A 16,063-nucleotide genomic window follows, 5' to 3' on the forward strand; every position below is an offset into this window, starting at 1 on the left:
TCACACGGCCACAACGGCGCCGCCAAGTCGCAAAGGAACGTAATCCGGAGACCGCCGAAAGCTGAGTACTCCCCCTCTTCGAGCTGAGTACTCCCACCTCTGCGGATAAGCATTGAGCCGACCGGCGGCCGGGGGATAATGTTGCCAATCGCCCACGCCCGCAGACCGGTTGTACCCGCCCGCGCCCTGCATGCTCTCATGTCGGGCACCATCAGGGGCACGGCCGGCGGGCCACCATCCGAATTCGCGCACCGATTACGGAATTACCGACACCCGGTACGTATCCGAAGCCCGCCGTTACGTACGGGGCTTACGTACCCGGGTCCCGTCAGCCACGGAGGTTCACGTGACAGCCACCACCGCACCGGCGGGCACCGTCCCGCCGGGGCCCGAAGCCCCCGTGGACATGGCCCGGATGCGCGCCGACCCGCTCTCCTTCGTGACCTGGATGAACCGCCGCTACGGCGACATCACCAGCCATCTCGGCGACGGCGAGCGGGTGTTCATGCTGCACCGGCCCGACCTGGTGCGGCACGTACTCAAGGACAACGTCGGCAACTACACCAAGGCGCACACCCCGGACGACGCGATGCTGCGCCCGCTCCTCGGCAACGGGCTGCTCACCAGCAACGGCGAGGAGTGGGCCCGGCAGCGCAGGCTGTGCGCCCCCGCCTTCCGGCGCACCGAGGTCAGCACCTTCGACGGCATCATCACCGAGGAGACCGAGGCGCTCCTGGACCGCTGGCGGCCGGCCATGCGCGACGGCACCCCGCTGCCCGTCGAACACCACCTCACCTCGCTGACCCTGGCCATCCTCACCCGTGCCGTGCTCGGCGTGGACCTCGGCGCTGCGGGCGAGGGCTTCGGCCGCGCGGTCGACGCCGTGAACCGGTTCATGGGCCACTACGTACCCGACCCGGACCCGGACCCCGAGGACACGGCCCTGCGCCGCCGCGGCTACGTACAGGCCCGGAACTTCCTCCAGCTGATCGCCCGTACCGTCATCGCGTCCCGGCGGGCCGCGGGCACCGGGCAGCCCCCGGCGCACGACACCGGATCGCTGCTGGACGCGATGATCGGCGAACTGGACGACGAGGCGCTGCGTGACCAGGTGCTCACCCTGGTCATGGCGGGACACGAGACCACCGCCAAGGCCCTCACCTGGACGCTCTACCTCCTCGACCGCCACCCGGAAGAGGCCGACCGGGTACGGGCCGAGATCGAAGACGTCCTCGGCGGCCGCACCCCCACCGCCGCGGACCTGCCCTCCCTCGTGCACTGCCGCCGCGCCGTCGAGGAGGCCATGCGGCTCTACCCGCCGGTGTGGCTGATCTCCCGCCGGGCGACCGGCCCGGACACCATCGGCGGGTACGACATCCCGGCCGGCGCGCTCGTCTGCGTCAGCCAGTGGGTACTGCACCGCCACCCCGACCACTGGGATCGGCCCGATGCGTACGTACCCGACCGGTTCGCCGACGCACCACCGCCGAGCCACCTCTACCTGCCCTTCGGCGGAGGCGAGCGCACCTGCATCGGCCGCCACCTGGCCCTGGTCGAGGCGACCCTCGTCCTGGCGGTCCTGATGCGCGCGGCACGCCTGGAACTGGAGCCCGGCTTCCCGGTGGAACCGGAGGCCCTCGTGACCCTGCGCCCCAAGCACGGCATGCGGATGACTGCGAGGCAGCGGTGACGACGCCCCCTTCCCCGCCGGCCCCGGCCGGCCCCACCCGTACCACCCCGTTCCGGGCGCGGTCCGACGCCCCGCCCCCCTCCCGCACCGGGCCCGTCGGCGGCTCGTACGATCCCTCGGCCACCACCGCCGGGGGGCTCGGCGGTGAACTGGCCCGGCTGGAGGCGCAGGCCGCCCTCTCCTTCGACGCGGAACTGCGCATCCTGCGCGAACTGGGCCTCGCGGCGCAGGCCGGCCCGCTGGTCGAGATCGGGGCGGGTTCGGGCGCGGTCACCCGCAGACTGCGTACCGCCCTGCCGGATCTCGCCGTCACCGCGGTGGACATCGACGAAGACCTGCTCGCCCACGCGGCGGGCTGCGGTGCCGGCCTGGTCGTCGCGGACGGCGCCGCGCTGCCACTGGCCGACTCCTCCGCCGGTTACGTCCTGCTGCGCTACGTACTCCAGCACCTGACGGACCCGGGGCCCGTACTCGCGGAGGCGCTGCGCGTCCTGCGGCCCGGCGGACGCATCGTGGTGACCGAGGTGGACGCCTCCTGCTGGGGAGTCGCCGACCCGGCGTTCCCCGAACTGGCCGCGGTGCACGGCAAGCTGGCGCAGGCCCAGGCGTCGGCGGGCGGAGACCGCACCATCGCCCGGCGCCTGACCCGACTGCTGCGCGCCGCCGGCTTCGAGGACGTGGCCATGCGCCCGTTCGCGACCACCAACGACGACCGCCCCACCGAGGACTTCGCCCCGCATCTGGGACCGGGCCGCCTCCAGCCCCTGTTGGCGGCGGGCGTCCTGACGCTGCGCGAGTTCGCGCTGGCGGCGGACTGCTGGAACCGCTTCCGGGCCGACCCGGACGCCCACGTGATGCTGCTCGGCTTCACCGCCGCGGGCACCGCACCCCGCTGATTCCCCACCAGGACAACCGGATAGGACCAGACCCTCCATGAACCCGAACCTCAAGATCTTCGTGACGATCTTCTGCTACATCAGCGGCGTGATGGGCGTCGTGACGGCCGTCGTCAACGCCAGCCAGAAGCCGGCCCAGACGACCGCGGCGGTCGTCGCGGGCGTCCTCGGCGTCGTCTTCCTGTTCGCCGGCATGGCACTGGGCCGCCGCCCCCGCCACTGACCGCCCGCCTCCGGCGGCAGGACACGTCCAACCGCAGTGCGAGGGGCCGGGCTCCACCGAGCGCGGCCCCTCCTCCGTCCACGGAGCCCACCATGCTTCTCGACACGACCGGACACTTCTTCCTCGGCGCGGCCGCCGTGCTCGCGCTGTCCCACCTGGCCGGGGTCCTGGCGGTGCGGCTGGGCCAGCCGCGCGTCATGGGCGAGATCGCCGCGGGCATCACCCTCGGGCCCTCCGTCCTGGGCGCCCTCAGCCCGCAGACCGGCGCCTGGCTGTTCCCGCCGGCGATCCTGCCGATGCTCAACGGACTCGCGCAGATCGGGCTCGCCCTGTTCATGTTCGGCACCGGACAGGAACTCGCCTCGACCCGCGTGCGCGGGGCCACCCGGCAAAGCCTGACGATCAGCCATGCGTCCCTGCTGCTGCCCTTCGCGGCCGGTGCCCTCGTCGCCCTGCCCCTGACCGGCGACTACGCCCCCGCCGGCACCTCCCCGCTGGCCTTCGTCCTCTTCGTCGGCTGCGCGGTCAGCATCACCGCGTTCCCCGTCCTCGCGCGCATGCTGGAGGACCTCGGCATCTCCCGGACCCGGCCGGGCCGGCTGAGCCTGTTCGCCTCCGCCGTCGGCGACGGCGGCAGCTGGCTGGCCCTCTCGGCCGTCCTGGCCCTGGCCCACGGTTCCGGCCCGATGGACGCGGTCGCAGGGGCGCTGATCCCGGTCGCGGTGATCGCCGTGTGCCTCGGCCCGGTACGCCGGCTCGTGACCGCCTGGTTCGATCGCAGGGCGGACCGCACCAACCCCACCACCCTCACCGTCGCCCTGGTCGTGGCGATCGGCGTCTCGGCGGCCACGACGGCGGCCCTGGGACTGCACCAGCTGATCGGCGCGCTTCTGGTGGGCCTGATCTGGCCGGCCGGAAACCGCCGGGCCGCCGCGGCGGCGGCCCCCCTGACCGCCACGGCCAAGACCGTCCTGCTCCCCTTCTTCTTCATGGGCTACGGCCTCGGGGTGGACCTGGGCGCCCTGCGCCTGTCCGCGGGCGCGGGCCTGGTCCCGGCCGCCCTGCTGGCCGCGGCCGTCGTCACGAAGATCGGCGGCACCGGCCTGGGCGCCCGGTACGCCGGCCTGCCGTGGACCGAGTCCCTCGCCGTCGGCATCCTGATGAACACGCGAGGCCTGACCGAACTGGTCGTCCTCCAGATCGGCCACGAGGCCCACATCATCGACGACCGCATGTTCGCCCTGCTCACGGTGGTCGCCCTGATGACGACCCTGATGACAGCCCCCCTCCTCAAACTGACCCGCACCCTGCCACCCCCGGAACCGACGAACCCGATCCCCACGGCACCGGGGGAGCCCCGGGTACGCGCGTGATCCGTCTCGCCCGGATCAACACCGGCAGAGCCCTGAGTCCGCCTCGCCCGGATCACGTCCGGCGGGGCCCTGATCTCGCCCGCACCGGATCACCCCCGGTGGAGCCCTGGTCCCGCCCCGCCCGGACCACCCCCGGCGGGGCCCTGATCTCGCCCGCACCGGATCACCCCCGGTGGAGCCCTGGTCCCGCCCCGCCCGGACCACCCCCGGCGGAGTCCTGATCTCGCTCCGACCTGATCACCCCAGCGAAGTCCCGCCCCCGTCCGCTAGGCTGTCCCCGGTACCTCTCCCACCCCTGGGAGGAGGCCGGGGACGACCATCGCCCCCGGACCCCCGCCCCGGAGGCGAGACGAGGCACCGCCGGCACACGAATCCCCGCCGGAAGCCCTACCCGGGCTCTCAGCAGGGATTGCCAGCCCCGCCTTCGTAGCTCAGGGGATAGAGCACCGCTCTCCTAAAGCGGGTGTCGCAGGTTCGAATCCTGCCGGGGGCACAGAGAGAAGGGCCAGCTCAGGAGCGTTTTCCTCCCAGGCTGGCCCTTCGTCCTGTTCGGGGTCGTCCCACACCCGTGCCACTGATGCCACGCGGATGCCACACCTCCTAGCTGGCGGCTCCTCCCTCACCCGCGCGAACCATGACTTCAAGCCGGTCGGCGATGGCCCGGTCCCGGTCGCTGGTCACGTGCTGGTAGACCAGCGCGGCCCGGGAACTGCTGTGCCCTCCTCCGCGGCATCAGCTCCCGCCTGCCGGCCCCAGCCGCGGAGGCCGCGGTACTGCCCGTGTGTCGGAGATCGTGGAAGTGCAGCTCAGCCGTGACGCCCGCAGTCTTCCGGGCCTCGAGGAGTTCAACCGAGAAGGAGACAGAGCGCACCGCGGCCGCAGATTTCGGCGCCTTGCCGAAGAGCCGGCACTCCTGCAGCTCGGCCTGAGTTCGGCGCACGGTAACAGTCAGCCCGTCCAGGTCGACGTCCCGGCGCCGCAGTGCGCCCCCCGAACCGCAGAGTGGTGAAGGCCGCCAGGAGTACACGCAGTGCGGTAACGGGGCGCGAAACTGCGGCGGTCGAGGCCGGAGCAGCTACTTCAGGCAGGGCACGACGTTGGGGTCAACCATGGCTTCTGCAGGCCGGACGACCGCACCCGGTGGCGAGCCATCGCGAGCGGCGTCAGCGCACCTCCCAGCACTCATGTGTCTCGAAGCGCGCCACGATGAGGCGCAGGTTCCGCGGGTAGTTGCGGTCGCTTTCTGCTCAATCACTGCTCCCATTTGGTGAGTTGGCTCTGTCTAGTTGATGCCGTCGCGCCCAGTGGGCCATACTGCCTACGCTAGATATATGCAGGAAATCCTCGAAAAACTGCATAGTGGCAGCGTGTGGGCCTGTGAGTGCAGTGTCCTGTGGCGTGTTGATCGTCTGTCCGTCTGCCGTGTGGCTTACAGAGCGTCCGCCTTGGGCGGCCGTCGCTGTGGCGGTCGCTCTGGAAGAAACACGGCGGCCAGGCTGGACAGGAGCTGTGCATGTCAACCGGTGCCAGCGAGGGGTTACCCGATGGTGATGAACCGGACGATCCCCAGCAGTACCGGGAGGACCGCAGTACTCGTAAGAAGGTCATCGAAGCATCAGCTCGGATGGCGGTCGCCGTAGCAGGCGCCGCGATTGGGCAGTTAGTCGGAGACGCGCTTGCGAAGCTGATCGGCCTTTGAGGCCGTGAAGCGCTGCGGTCCCAGGTGTGGCGACACCTAGGACCGCGGCTTGTTGCGGGATAACTCCCACGCGGGGCCTCGAACCGTGTGACAGTGGATATCGAGGCCTCGCGGTTATCCGCACGCCAGTGCGGACACTCTTGACGTGTCGCAATCTTAGTTGCGTAAGGCCAGGTAGTCACCTGGGTTCGGGTGCATAGACGCGTCAATTGCTTCTCGGCGAGGCAAAGGCGATGCCTCCGGCGGGGGATCGGGCGGCACCGGGATGGAGGAGGGCGCCGTCGCCGACCGCCGGCACGTAGTGGCGTGCGCGGGGTGCTCTATCCCGTCCGCCGTCGACCGGCAGAGCCGAGCAGACGCGGCCCATGGCGTCCAGGTCGTTCGTACAGTGGCGCGCTCCACCTGGACGCCATGAACCTAGCCTGGGGTAAGTGGTGGGTCGAGGAAGGTGGATGCCACCGTGGCAGATGAACCCAGGCGCCACGCAGCGAGTCACACGAACCGGAGCAGCACCACCAGGGCGATCGGCGCGGGTAGCACAGCGCGTACCACGCGCCACCGGACGTCCTCGCGCATGACGAGTGCCAGGAACGCGAGTGAGTACGGAACCGCCAGCGGGATCGCCGAGATCAGGCCTACGGTCATCGACACGTGATTACCGAAGACCAAGATCGCCCGCAGGGCGACCCACCCGGCCGCCCCGGCCATGAGTACCTGAATCGTGAGCAACCTGCGCCGGGCTCGAGTTGTAGTCACGCGGGACTCAGCGATCGTCTCGCGGACGATCATGACGCCCATCCATGCGAAGAGCGTTGCGACAGCCAGGATGACAAGCAGGCCGAAGGCCGCGAGCCCGCCGTCACCGAGGATCGAGTCCGGGTGCCAGAGAATCTCGATGACGATCCAGACGGGAACGCCCAGAACGATGCCTGCCGCCCATAGGGAGACGATCTCCTTGCCCAGACGGCCCGACCACCACTCTTGCAAGGCCCGGCCCCACAGCAAGACCTTGCGTAGGCTCTCACCCATAGGTTCGCCCTCCCCTGACCGCTCGGCATCTTAGGCCGCCCCGCGAGAGTGTGGGGAATGCAGGGTGCGCATCTGTCAAGAGCGGTTGCTCGGGCTGACACCAGCGTCTGGTCGTGCCAGCACAAGGCGTTGGGTGACCGATGGGGCCGCCCCGGGCCGTGCGAGGGTGGTCAGGGGTGCACAACGATGGCAACCGCTGACCGGTCCCCCGCAGTTCAGGAGAGTGCCGAGCGATTGGCTCGGAGGTCAGGGAACCGGGGGCGTCACTTCTTCGGCTACTGACCGTCTTGCAGCCCCTCAAGCACAACCAAAGAGCCATCCTGCTCGAACCGCAGCACGCGGGGCCGGGGAGCTTCCTGGGATGAGATCGGCTCAGGATGAAGCTCTTGGTAGCGCTGATGGTAAAGATCAACCGCTTCGCGGAGCGGGCATCCTTGTGCCTCACGAATCGCCTTCACCGCGAGGATGGTGCACCCCTCCAGAATGGCGCGATCTACGCTCTCCGGCAGTTCTGCCACACGTCCTCCCCGGTTCGGCATCGCAGTAGAGCAACCGCGGCTCCCCCGGTCAACTGAGTTGAGCAGCCGACCACGGAACCCCTCCGCCGTGCCCCGCTGGTCACGACCGTGGTCGTCCAACTCGCTCCTCAGGCGGGTGTCGCAGGTTCGAATCCTTCTGGGGGGCACCAGGCAAAACGGCCCGGACCGATCATGGTCCGGGCCGTTTTGGAGGCACCAGTTGACGGCAGTCGCCTGTCGGAGAAATCCAGTCCACACAGCGAGGCCAGACTTCCCTCAGTCAAGTAGTAGGCCGCGACACCGACAGCTGCTCAGCGCCTGGTGCGGCATTACTCCGGCCCCGTGTGCCCGGAGTAATGCCGCACCCGAGGGAGGTCAACCCTCATCACGCCGGACACATTTACGCGTTGTCGTAGTATGCATAGCAGGTATATGCCGCACCCTGCGTGTGGTTGGCGTAGGAAGTATCCCCCTTCGCCACCCAGCCACTCGAGTGGTCGATGTTGACGACCCTGACCGTCGACTTGTGCTTCACGTCCGCGATGTAGTTCGAGTAGCACTTCTTCTTGGTGCCGGCCGACAGCGATTCGGACCCATAGCACCACTTGCCATGGGTCACGTTCTCGCAGGTATTGTCCAGCGCCCGAACGGCCGAAGGCTTGATTTCCAGCTTTACCACGCCCCACTCGGCGGGGTTACCCAGCTCCGCCGGCGGCCTGACGCCGTCGCCCCTCTTGTGGATGACGGGCTGACCGACCTTGAGGCCGCCGCCGGCCGTAACTACGGTGTCGGCGTGACCGGTTGCGCCCTGAAGGCTGTTGGCCGCTGCCGGCGTGGCAAAGCCGGAGACCGCAAGCGCGGCGCCCGAAATGCCGAAAAGTATCGACTTTCCAAACTTATTCATGTTTCCCCCATTTCCGCCCCCACTATCGGGGGCCAACAGGGATCTTGTACGAGGGCGCTGTAGCGGTCAAGGCGTGGCCGATTTGCGGCCCCGGCACGGCCTGAAATCGTTGTCGGGCGGGGGTGTTCACCGGCGGGGGCGTGAACGCGCCGCCACGGCAGGCAAGTTGTCAGGGCCCCTCACACCCCTTCGTCCCGCCCTTCGCCCGACGCGCCCACACCGCCCCCTCCAAGTCCTCGCCCTCTAGTGGAGTGCCTTCGGCCGGCAGCCGGCGTAAACGTTCTCGGCGCGCTCGGTCATGCCGTTCCTCCCGCGGTGGATGCCACGGACGTCCTCGTGTAGTGCTTCATCTCCTCGATGTCGCCGATGTAGGAGCGGATCTCGGCGAGGAACGGGGGGAAGTGCGGGCCGCCGCGGAAGCCCTTCTCGTGGTCCTCGACGGAGGTCCATTCGATCCGCAGGATGTAGCGGTCGGGTTCCTCGATGCCGTGGGAGAGCTCGTATCCGAGGCACTGGGGGGCGAGGTCCAGCTGCTGGGCGGCGGCCGCGTAGGCCTTCTCGAAGTCGGCACGACGTTCGGGTTCGGCGATGCGGTAGCGGATGTATTCCACGATCATGGTGATCCTCCGTAGGTCGCTGTCGCCAGGATTCCAGCGGGCCTCACGAACCCGGCGGAGTTCGCGTAGAGCGCATCCGACGGATGCCGGCCGCCGAGGCCGTGTCCGTCCGAGGGCGACTGATCACGGGTCCGTCACTCCGTCGGCGGCGTCGCGCGGCGCCCCCGGGCATACCCCAGCCCGAGCAGCGCAAGGCCACTCAGCCCGACGGCGGTCCGGACTCCGAAGGACACGAAGGGCGCCGTCGCCAGTGTCGCCGCCAGCAGCAGGGCGCCGGCACCCCATACGCCCGGTCGTCCCACCTTCCCGCGCAGCCAGGGAAACATCATGCGCCCGGTCGCGACGGCCAGCACACCTGCGACGGCCGTCATCAGCGCCATCACGTCGCCGACCACAACAGCCAACATCAGCACCTGGCCCGTCCCCCTCGGCATCTTCCGCAAGGCGCCCATACGGAGGCCGACTTGCCCGCCTCGCGACCCCTGCGCCTTCGTAGGCACCGTACGTGCCGCGAGCCGCCCTCTACAGACCCGTGCCGGAACGGGCGGGCTCGCGAGAAGGCCACCTACGGGTGTCCGTAGGTGGCCCCTCGGCGTACGGGTCGGCGTACGTGCGAGGCGAGTCCCGGTGACTACTTGCGGGCCGCGCCCTTCTCGCCGATGTGGACGATCTTGTGGCTGCTGCGGCTCATGTCGACGACCAGCTTGGTCGTGCTGCCCCGGCTCCAGGTGAGGGTGACCACGGCCTCCGTCTTGGTGCGGGTGGAGCCGCTCTCGGTGACCTTCCAGGCCAGCGGGACGTTCTGGGCGCGCAGGACGCCGTCGGCGTGCTCCCGGTTCTCCCAGGCCGCCAGCTCCTTCTGGAAGGCGGGGGTGAGGTAGTGGCTGCGCAGGTCCTTGCCGAGCTTGCCGCTGTCCTCGTCGAGCACCGCGTCGATGTAGGTGCCGTAGAAGTTGGCGATGCGCGTGATGTTGTCGCTCGTCTTGCCGCTGACGCTGCGCGGGGCGCCCGCGGAGGCCTGGGCGGTGGCGCCGAGGCCGAGGGCGGCGGCGAGGACGCCGGCGGTCAGGACGGTGCGGGTCTTGCTGTTCATGTGAGTTCCCCGTTTTCGGAGTCGTGCCGGATCGCGTCGAACGGCGCCGGCGGTGGTCGGTGGGCCGTTCTCCCCACCCCCGTGGCGGAGAGCGGCCCCGGTCGTTCGGTCAGTTGAGCTTGTTCACGGCCGTGACGGTCGTCTTCTTGAAGGCCTTCACCGGCGCGCCCCTGAAGTCGCCCAGCTGCCCCCAGTCCACGACCGTGACGGTCCTGCCGTCCCGGCCGACGGAGAGCAGTCGGATGTCGGAGGCGCCCCAGGAGGTCACCGTGTGCAGGCCGTAGACATGGGCGCCCTCCTCGACCGGGAGCGTGCCGTAGTCCCGCAGCGTCGCCTCGGTCTCCGGGTCGGCCTTCTCGATGCGTGCCGCACAGGACTTGATGTCCTTGTTCAGCCGCGAGAAGCGGCCCTTCGCCGCAGCCGTCGTGGACGACCGCACGCTGACCTGACGGGCGCTCGTGTCGAGGTCGGTACGGAACTCCCGGTACCAGGTGTTCGAGCCGCCGCCCAGTGCCATGCTCAGGCAGCGGTCCTGTTCCACCGCCTCCGGTACGCCGGCGGTCACCTTGCCGGCCGTCCAGGTCGAGCTCGGGTGCGGCGGGAGATCGGCCGCCTTGAGGAAGCCGGGCGCCTTGGCCGCGGCGGCGTTCGCCGGTGTGGCGAGCGTCGCGCCGAGGGCGAGGCCCGTGACGGCGAGAGCGAGAAGCGCGCCTGCTCGGGTGCTCTTGGGCATGGGTGTCCCCCGTGGATGAGTGCATGGGTGTCGTCTGTCGCTCGCCGCCTGCTGGTCGGTCGGGCCCTGATCGGTGCGACACCAAGAGCATTGGCCGTCGGGGCGGCCCGGCGCAACGCCGGAAGCCCGTCCGGCGACGGTGGAACCATCCCAGCCCATCTGACGTGCAGGTATATGGGCCGCCTGGGATGCGGGGACACGGGGGAGACGGGGGCAGCGGTGTCGACCGGGGACGACGTCGAGCAGTTCGCGGCGCTGCTGCGCCGGCTGAAGGACCGCACGGACCGGAGCTACGGCTCCCTGGCCCGGCGCGTCAACATGAACACCTCCACGCTGCACCGCTACTGCGCCGGCGAGGCGGTCCCGCAGGACTACGCCCCGGTGGAGCGCCTGGCCGCCTTCTGCGGGGCGACACCTGAGGAACGCCTCGAACTGCACCGCCTGTGGCTGCTCGCACTGACGGCACGGCAGGTGACGGCGCGCCAGCGGCCGAAGGCCGGTGACGCGGCGGCGGAGGAGGAGGTCGGGGCCGAGGTAGTGCCGGAGCCGGCAGGGGGCGAGCGGGCTCCGGGTCCGGACCGCCGGGAGGCACCGGGGGGCAGGCCCGGCGACAGCGACAGCGACAACGGCAGCGCGCCCGGCACCGGGCCGTCCGCCTCCGACGCACCCCGGCCGGGCAGTCCCGGGCCGACGCTTCATGCGGATGCGGATGCGGATGCGGACCGCCGCTCCCACGGACGGCCCTGGTACCGCCGTCGCCGTACCGTCGTCGGCGCCGCCGTGGCGACCGTCCTGCTGGCGACGCTGGGCAGTCTCCCCGCGCTGTCCACCGGCGGGTCCGACGGCGACCCGGCGGCCAAGACCCCCGTTCGGTCCCGTACGACGGGAACCGGTACGTCAGTTCGTCCCTCGGCCGCCTCGACCAGCCCCTCCCCCAGCAGCCGTTCGTCGGCACCGCCCTCCGCGAAGGTACGGGCCTCGGGGCGTTCCGAGGTGAAGGGCGGACCGTCGGCGGGTGCGAGGAGCGACGCCCCCGTGCCGGCCGGCGTGCCGCTCGCCTGGACCGCCGACTCGCAGGTCTGGCAGGGCGGTTGCGGGCACGACTACGTGATCGACAAGAAGCCCGACCAGGTGCCCCCGCCGCCGGTGCAGCAGGACGCCGGGGCGTGGGCGGCGACACAGGGCGCGGTGCACGGGCGGCAGACGATGGTGCAGATCTCGGTGCAGGGGAAGTCGTCCACGGCCGTGGTCCTCACGGCCCTCCGGGTCCGGGTCGTCAGCCGCGGCACCCCGCTCCCCGGTACCGCGTACGACATGGAGCAGGGCTGCGGCGGTGACCTGACGCCCCGTGAGTTCTCGGTGAACCTGGACGTCGACCGGCCGATCGCCCACGCGCGTCCCGGCAACGACACCGGCAGGCCCATCCCCGCGGTGCGGTTCCCCTACCGCGTCTCCGCCGAGGACCCGGAGGTGCTGCTGGTCACCGCGACGACCGAGGCCCACGACTGCGACTGGTACCTGGAGCTGGACTGGTCCGCCCAGGGCCGCACCGGTACGGTCCGCGTCGACGACCACGGCCGGCCGTTCCGCACCAGCGGCATCAAGGGCCTGCCCCGCTACTGGTACGGCACGAACGATCACGGGGTGCGCCAGTGGGTGCCGGCCGACTCCTAGCGTGCGCGAGAGGCGCCGGCGTCCGGGGGCGCGGGGCCGGTCCTCCGGCCCGTTGGGTCCCGGCCGGACTGGGTCTATCGTCGGAATCATGGGGCCAGGAAGAGGAGGACGGCCGGTGATGCCGCAGGACGAGGCCGTGATCGGCTGCACGGGGAAGGTACTCATCGGAACGCGCGGTTCCACAGGGCCCGGCGAGGTCCTGGTGCGGGTCAGAGGCGGTTCGGAGACCTTCCTCGCCTGGTCGGAAACCCCCCTGGCCGTGGGCACGACCGTGCTCGTGATCGAATCACGAGGATGCCGCGAGGTCGGCGTCATCGAGTGGGTGGATCCATTGGACGCGCTGGGCGGGGACACCGCCGGCGCCGACTGAGGAGTACGTGCATGTTCGGATACCGCGTCCCCGCTCCCGACGAGGCGATGTTGATCTCGGGGGGCAGGCGGGGATTGGGGGGCGCGCCGTTCCGAGTGGTCACCGGGCACGGGAAGTTCGTGCTGCCGGTGTTCAGGAAGGTCCGGTTCCTCACTCTCTCCATGTGCGAGGCGGAGGTCACCGAGACCTGCGTGACCAGGCAGGGCATCGCGTTGCACGTCCGCGCCGTCATCGCCTTCAAGGTCGGCAACGACCACGAGAGCATCATCAACGCCGGCCAGCGGTTCCTCTCCGACCAGGAGCAGATGTCGGTGCTCACCGGCCGGATCTTCGCCGGTCACCTGCGGGCCATCGTCGGCTCGATGACGGTCGAGGAGATCGTCACGGAGCGGCAGAAGCTCGCCGCCGAGGTCCTGGACACCTCCAAGACCGAGATGGCGAAGATCGGTCTGATCGTCGACTCGCTGCAGATCCAGTCGATCGACGACGGCGACACCGGTTACATCGACGCGATGTCCGCCCCGCACAAGGCGGCCATCCAGCGGCAGGCGCAGATCGCCCAGGCGCAGGCCACCCAGGCCGCGGTCGAGGCGGAGCAGGCCGCGGCCCGCAAGCAGGCCGAGTACGCCCGGCAGACCGCCATCGTCAAGGCCGAGTACTCGGCCGAGGTGGACCGTGCGCAGGCGCAGGCCGGACAGGCCGGACCGCTGGCGCAGGCACACGCCCAGCAGGAGGTGCTCGCCGCCCAGACGGAGCTGGCCGAGCGCCAGGCCAAGCTGCGCCAGCAGCAGCTGGTGGCCGAGGTCGTGAAGCCCGCCGAGGCCGAGGCCGAGCGGGTCAGGATCCTCGCGGCCGCCGAGGCGCAGCGGATGAAGATCCAGGCGGAGGCCGCCGCCTCGTACGACCGGGTCGCGCTCGACCGGATGCTGATCGACCAGCTCCCGCAGATCGTCAAGGAGGCCGCGGGCGGTCTGGCGGGCGCCAACGTCAACGTCCTCAACGGTGCGGACGGTCTGGGCGAGATCGCCGCCGGCCTGGTGTCCCAGGGCCTGACGATCCTCGACTCGGTCCGGCAGAACCTGAACGGCCCGGACGCCGACGGTCACCGCTCCACGGAGGGCGAGGGCAACAGCCTCCTCCAGCTGCCCACCAGCAAGGGCAGGAAGTCGAACGACGGTCCGGTGGACGTCGACTAGCGGCGCCCGCCGAGTGCACTGAGCGCGGAGGCCCTCGACCGGTGCCGGTCGGGGGCCTTCGCCGTCCGCTTGCGGCATCGCCGCGTGCCGGTGATCACCGGTGGAACACCGCGAGGGGGCCGTACGGGTCGAGCGCGCGCACCAGTGCGGCGACGACCTCCTCCCGCTCGGATTCAGGGACGCCGGCGGTCTGGACCGTGACCCTCTGCACGGACGGGGCGAGGCGCCGGACCCGTGCCGTGACGGGCCGGTCGTACCCCATCCAGCACGGGAACTCGACCTCGTGGTACCGGTCGTCGGCCAGGGAGTCCGCCAGCACGTCGGGACCGCCGAGCAGCGGGGCTCGCCCGCCGTCCGACGTCTCGCGGGAGCCGAAGAGGGCGTCCGTGAGCGGATGTACGACGGACAGTCCCGCGGCGCCGAGCTGCTTGATCAACGTGCGACCCGCGGCCCGCGTCAGCGTCGGCACGTACCGGAGGAAGAACGGTTCCGCAGTGGCGTCCCGCGCGTCGGCACCGGTCGCGCCGTCCCGGCCGAAGTGCTCGTCGAAGATCGCACGGGCCCGTTCCTCGGGCAGGGCGGGGCAGACGTAGCCGTTGTCCCTGATGTGCGCGACGAAGTCGGCGGGCAGCGGGACGTGGTGCCGGCGGACATAGTGCGCCAGTTCGGCCGGCCACAGCCGGGTTCCGTCGGTGACGAGGGACCCGGCGCCGGGAGGGAGTTGCCGGACTTCCCCGTGAAGCCCGCTCGCTTGATCATCTTCTCTCCTGCTCAGGGGTCATACTGAGGGTGTGAGTGCGGCTCGCACGGGTGAGGGCGGGGCCAGGGAGCAGGTCGGGAGGCCTGTGCCGAGGGCGGCTGCGGTCATCCAGTACGAGTGGGACGCCGCGTGGGTGATCGTCGCGTACGGCGAGTACGACGCCGGATGCGTCGCGTCCCTGGCCGAGGCCCTGGAGATCGCGTCCGGGAAGTACTCCAAGGTGGTGGTGGACGCCTCTCGGCTCACCTTCGCGGACTCGACGTTCCTGAACCTGCTGCTCAGAGTCAACCCCACGACCAAACTTCGCGTGGCCGAGCCTGCGCCGCAGCTGCGGCGGCTGCTGCGGCTCACCGGGGCGGACTCCGTGCTGGACGTCCGCGACTCGGTCGAGGAGGCCGCGGCCTCCTAACCCGCCGCGGCCCGTGCCCGCGCGGTGAGCAGGGCCCGGCCGGTCTCCTCCGGGAGGCTCGTGCCCTGCACCGCTGCGAGGACCTGCTCCGCGACCGTCCGCAGCCTGACGTCGGCCGTCCGGGAGACCTCCGTCAGGATCCCGAGGGCCTGCTCGGGCCGCAGTCCCTCCAGAGCCATGACCACCCCGATCGCCTGGTCGACGACGGTGCGCGAGACGACCGCCCGCTCCAGCCGGTCGACCTGCTCCCGCAGGCCCACGGTCATGTCGCGCGAGTCGTCGAGCAGTCGGCGAGGGCGCCCCGTGACCGGGTCGGGCCCGGTCTTGAACGGCGACTTCACGGGATCATCTCCTGGGAACCGGACGGTCCTCCCCTGTGCCTGCGGGTAGCCAGGTGGGCCCGGGTTCACACATGGCGGAGGCCGTGGCCGTACCGCAGGTGCCCGCCGGCCGGTCAGGCGGGGATCCAGGCCGGCCACGGGGGCGGGACATTGCTCGCGGGGCAGAGGCCGGAGTCGCCGGGATAGCCCTCCAGCGTCCCCCGGGTCGCGAAGAGCCACCACGCCGCCCACACCGTCGCGACGATCACCAGCAGCGCCGGCAGTGACGCGCGGACGGCCGCCGGTGCCCCGAGCGCCAGCCGCCGGCCGACGGCCCGCGCCGCGAGCCCGACGGCTGCTTCGGCCGCCACGACCACGGGGAGCAGGAAGTTGAGTTCGAAGCGGCCGCCGGCGTCGTACCCCGCGTCGCAGTACGCCCGTGCCCACACGGCCAGCGACCAGGCGGCGCAGCCCATGGCGGCCCCGAAGAGCGCGGAGCCCGCCCAGGGGAGAAAGGAGCCGGATCCCGGCTTGGCTGTGTCCACGACACAGCACGACA

General features: G+C 70.8%; 19 protein-coding genes and 1 tRNA gene. 10 read left to right on the forward strand and 10 right to left on the reverse strand.

The annotated features are described in order from the left end of the window. Positions 1-346: 346 nt before the first annotated feature. The 6 genes from ACF08B_RS05190 (at position 347) to ACF08B_RS05215 (ending at position 5,881) form a co-directional block, all read left to right on the forward strand. Entirely contained in the window at positions 347-1,690 is a 1,344-nt protein-coding gene (locus ACF08B_RS05190) for a cytochrome P450 (RefSeq protein WP_392316159.1), read from the forward strand. Continuing rightward, a complete protein-coding gene (locus ACF08B_RS05195) occupies positions 1,687-2,586 on the forward strand; it encodes a methyltransferase domain-containing protein (protein ID WP_392316160.1) in 900 nt (299 codons plus the stop codon). Before ACF08B_RS05190 ends, ACF08B_RS05195 begins: the two co-directional genes overlap by 4 nt. Before the next feature lie 37 nt (positions 2,587-2,623). Next, positions 2,624-2,809, forward strand: a complete 186-nt coding sequence (locus ACF08B_RS05200) for a hypothetical protein (RefSeq protein WP_176985619.1) — start codon at positions 2,624-2,626, stop codon at positions 2,807-2,809. 92 nt (positions 2,810-2,901) lie between these two features. Then, on the forward strand, positions 2,902-4,182 hold the full coding sequence (locus tag ACF08B_RS05205) for a cation:proton antiporter (RefSeq protein ID WP_392316161.1): 1,281 nt from the start codon (positions 2,902-2,904) through the stop codon (positions 4,180-4,182). 420 nt (positions 4,183-4,602) lie between these two features. Continuing rightward, positions 4,603-4,675, forward strand: a tRNA-Arg gene (locus ACF08B_RS05210). A gap of 1,020 nt (positions 4,676-5,695) precedes the next feature. Beyond that, the gene (locus ACF08B_RS05215; RefSeq protein WP_392316162.1) at positions 5,696-5,881 is read left to right on the forward strand and encodes a hypothetical protein; all 186 of its coding nucleotides are present in this window, start codon (positions 5,696-5,698) and stop codon (positions 5,879-5,881) included. Between the two features lie 492 nt (positions 5,882-6,373). Here ACF08B_RS05215 and ACF08B_RS05220 read toward each other — a convergent pair whose 3' ends face one another. From ACF08B_RS05220 to ACF08B_RS05250, 7 genes are all read right to left on the reverse strand, one after another. Beyond that, positions 6,374-6,910: a hypothetical protein gene (locus ACF08B_RS05220; RefSeq protein ID WP_392316163.1), complete on the reverse strand. Its 537-nt coding sequence runs from the start codon at positions 6,908-6,910 to the stop codon at positions 6,374-6,376. 275 nt (positions 6,911-7,185) lie between these two features. Further along, the gene (locus tag ACF08B_RS05225) at positions 7,186-7,428 is read right to left on the reverse strand and encodes a hypothetical protein (protein ID WP_392316164.1); all 243 of its coding nucleotides are present in this window, start codon (positions 7,426-7,428) and stop codon (positions 7,186-7,188) included. A gap of 400 nt (positions 7,429-7,828) precedes the next feature. Continuing rightward, positions 7,829-8,332, reverse strand: coding sequence for a lactococcin 972 family bacteriocin (locus tag ACF08B_RS05230; RefSeq protein ID WP_392316165.1), 504 nt, complete (start codon positions 8,330-8,332; stop codon positions 7,829-7,831). A 296-nt stretch (positions 8,333-8,628) separates the two neighbouring features. After that, complete coding sequence (locus tag ACF08B_RS05235) at positions 8,629-8,949, reverse strand: putative quinol monooxygenase (protein ID WP_392316166.1); 321 nt, start codon at positions 8,947-8,949, stop codon at positions 8,629-8,631. A gap of 134 nt (positions 8,950-9,083) precedes the next feature. Beyond that, positions 9,084-9,362, reverse strand: a complete 279-nt coding sequence (locus tag ACF08B_RS05240) for a hypothetical protein (RefSeq protein WP_392316167.1) — start codon at positions 9,360-9,362, stop codon at positions 9,084-9,086. A gap of 218 nt (positions 9,363-9,580) precedes the next feature. Further along, positions 9,581-10,042 carry a hypothetical protein gene (locus ACF08B_RS05245; protein ID WP_392316168.1) on the reverse strand — a complete coding sequence of 154 codons (462 nt, stop codon included), beginning with the start codon at positions 10,040-10,042 and terminating at the stop codon, positions 9,581-9,583. A 109-nt stretch (positions 10,043-10,151) separates the two neighbouring features. Beyond that, positions 10,152-10,775 carry a hypothetical protein gene (locus tag ACF08B_RS05250; protein WP_392316169.1) on the reverse strand — a complete coding sequence of 208 codons (624 nt, stop codon included), beginning with the start codon at positions 10,773-10,775 and terminating at the stop codon, positions 10,152-10,154. A gap of 174 nt (positions 10,776-10,949) precedes the next feature. Between ACF08B_RS05250 and ACF08B_RS05255 the strand changes: the two genes are divergently transcribed. The 3 genes from ACF08B_RS05255 (at position 10,950) to ACF08B_RS05265 (ending at position 14,015) form a co-directional block, all read left to right on the forward strand. Beyond that, positions 10,950-12,449 carry a helix-turn-helix domain-containing protein gene (locus tag ACF08B_RS05255; RefSeq protein ID WP_392316170.1) on the forward strand — a complete coding sequence of 500 codons (1,500 nt, stop codon included), beginning with the start codon at positions 10,950-10,952 and terminating at the stop codon, positions 12,447-12,449. A gap of 118 nt (positions 12,450-12,567) precedes the next feature. After that, positions 12,568-12,819, forward strand: coding sequence for a hypothetical protein (locus tag ACF08B_RS05260; protein ID WP_093475638.1), 252 nt, complete (start codon positions 12,568-12,570; stop codon positions 12,817-12,819). An 11-nt stretch (positions 12,820-12,830) separates the two neighbouring features. Continuing rightward, on the forward strand, positions 12,831-14,015 hold the full coding sequence (locus tag ACF08B_RS05265) for a flotillin family protein (protein WP_392316171.1): 1,185 nt from the start codon (positions 12,831-12,833) through the stop codon (positions 14,013-14,015). A gap of 94 nt (positions 14,016-14,109) precedes the next feature. On the opposite strand, the gene ACF08B_RS05270 is transcribed toward ACF08B_RS05265, so the two are convergent. Then, positions 14,110-14,484: a hypothetical protein gene (locus ACF08B_RS05270; RefSeq protein ID WP_392316172.1), complete on the reverse strand. Its 375-nt coding sequence runs from the start codon at positions 14,482-14,484 to the stop codon at positions 14,110-14,112. Between the two features lie 376 nt (positions 14,485-14,860). Here ACF08B_RS05270 and ACF08B_RS05275 point away from each other — a divergent pair, with 376 nt between their 5' ends. After that, entirely contained in the window at positions 14,861-15,184 is a 324-nt protein-coding gene (locus tag ACF08B_RS05275; protein WP_392316173.1) for an STAS domain-containing protein, read from the forward strand. Here the strand turns inward: ACF08B_RS05275 and ACF08B_RS05280 are convergent. Beyond that, complete coding sequence (locus tag ACF08B_RS05280; RefSeq protein WP_392316174.1) at positions 15,181-15,525, reverse strand: ANTAR domain-containing protein; 345 nt, start codon at positions 15,523-15,525, stop codon at positions 15,181-15,183. The genes ACF08B_RS05275 and ACF08B_RS05280 overlap by 4 nt on opposite strands. A gap of 113 nt (positions 15,526-15,638) precedes the next feature. Next, positions 15,639-16,049, reverse strand: a complete 411-nt coding sequence (locus tag ACF08B_RS05285) for a hypothetical protein (RefSeq protein WP_392316175.1) — start codon at positions 16,047-16,049, stop codon at positions 15,639-15,641. Positions 16,050-16,063 lie beyond the last annotated feature (14 nt).

Source organism: Streptomyces sp. NPDC015139, from assembly GCF_043079785.1.
In the GTDB taxonomy this organism is placed as follows: domain Bacteria; phylum Actinomycetota; class Actinomycetes; order Streptomycetales; family Streptomycetaceae; genus Streptomyces; species Streptomyces albidocamelliae.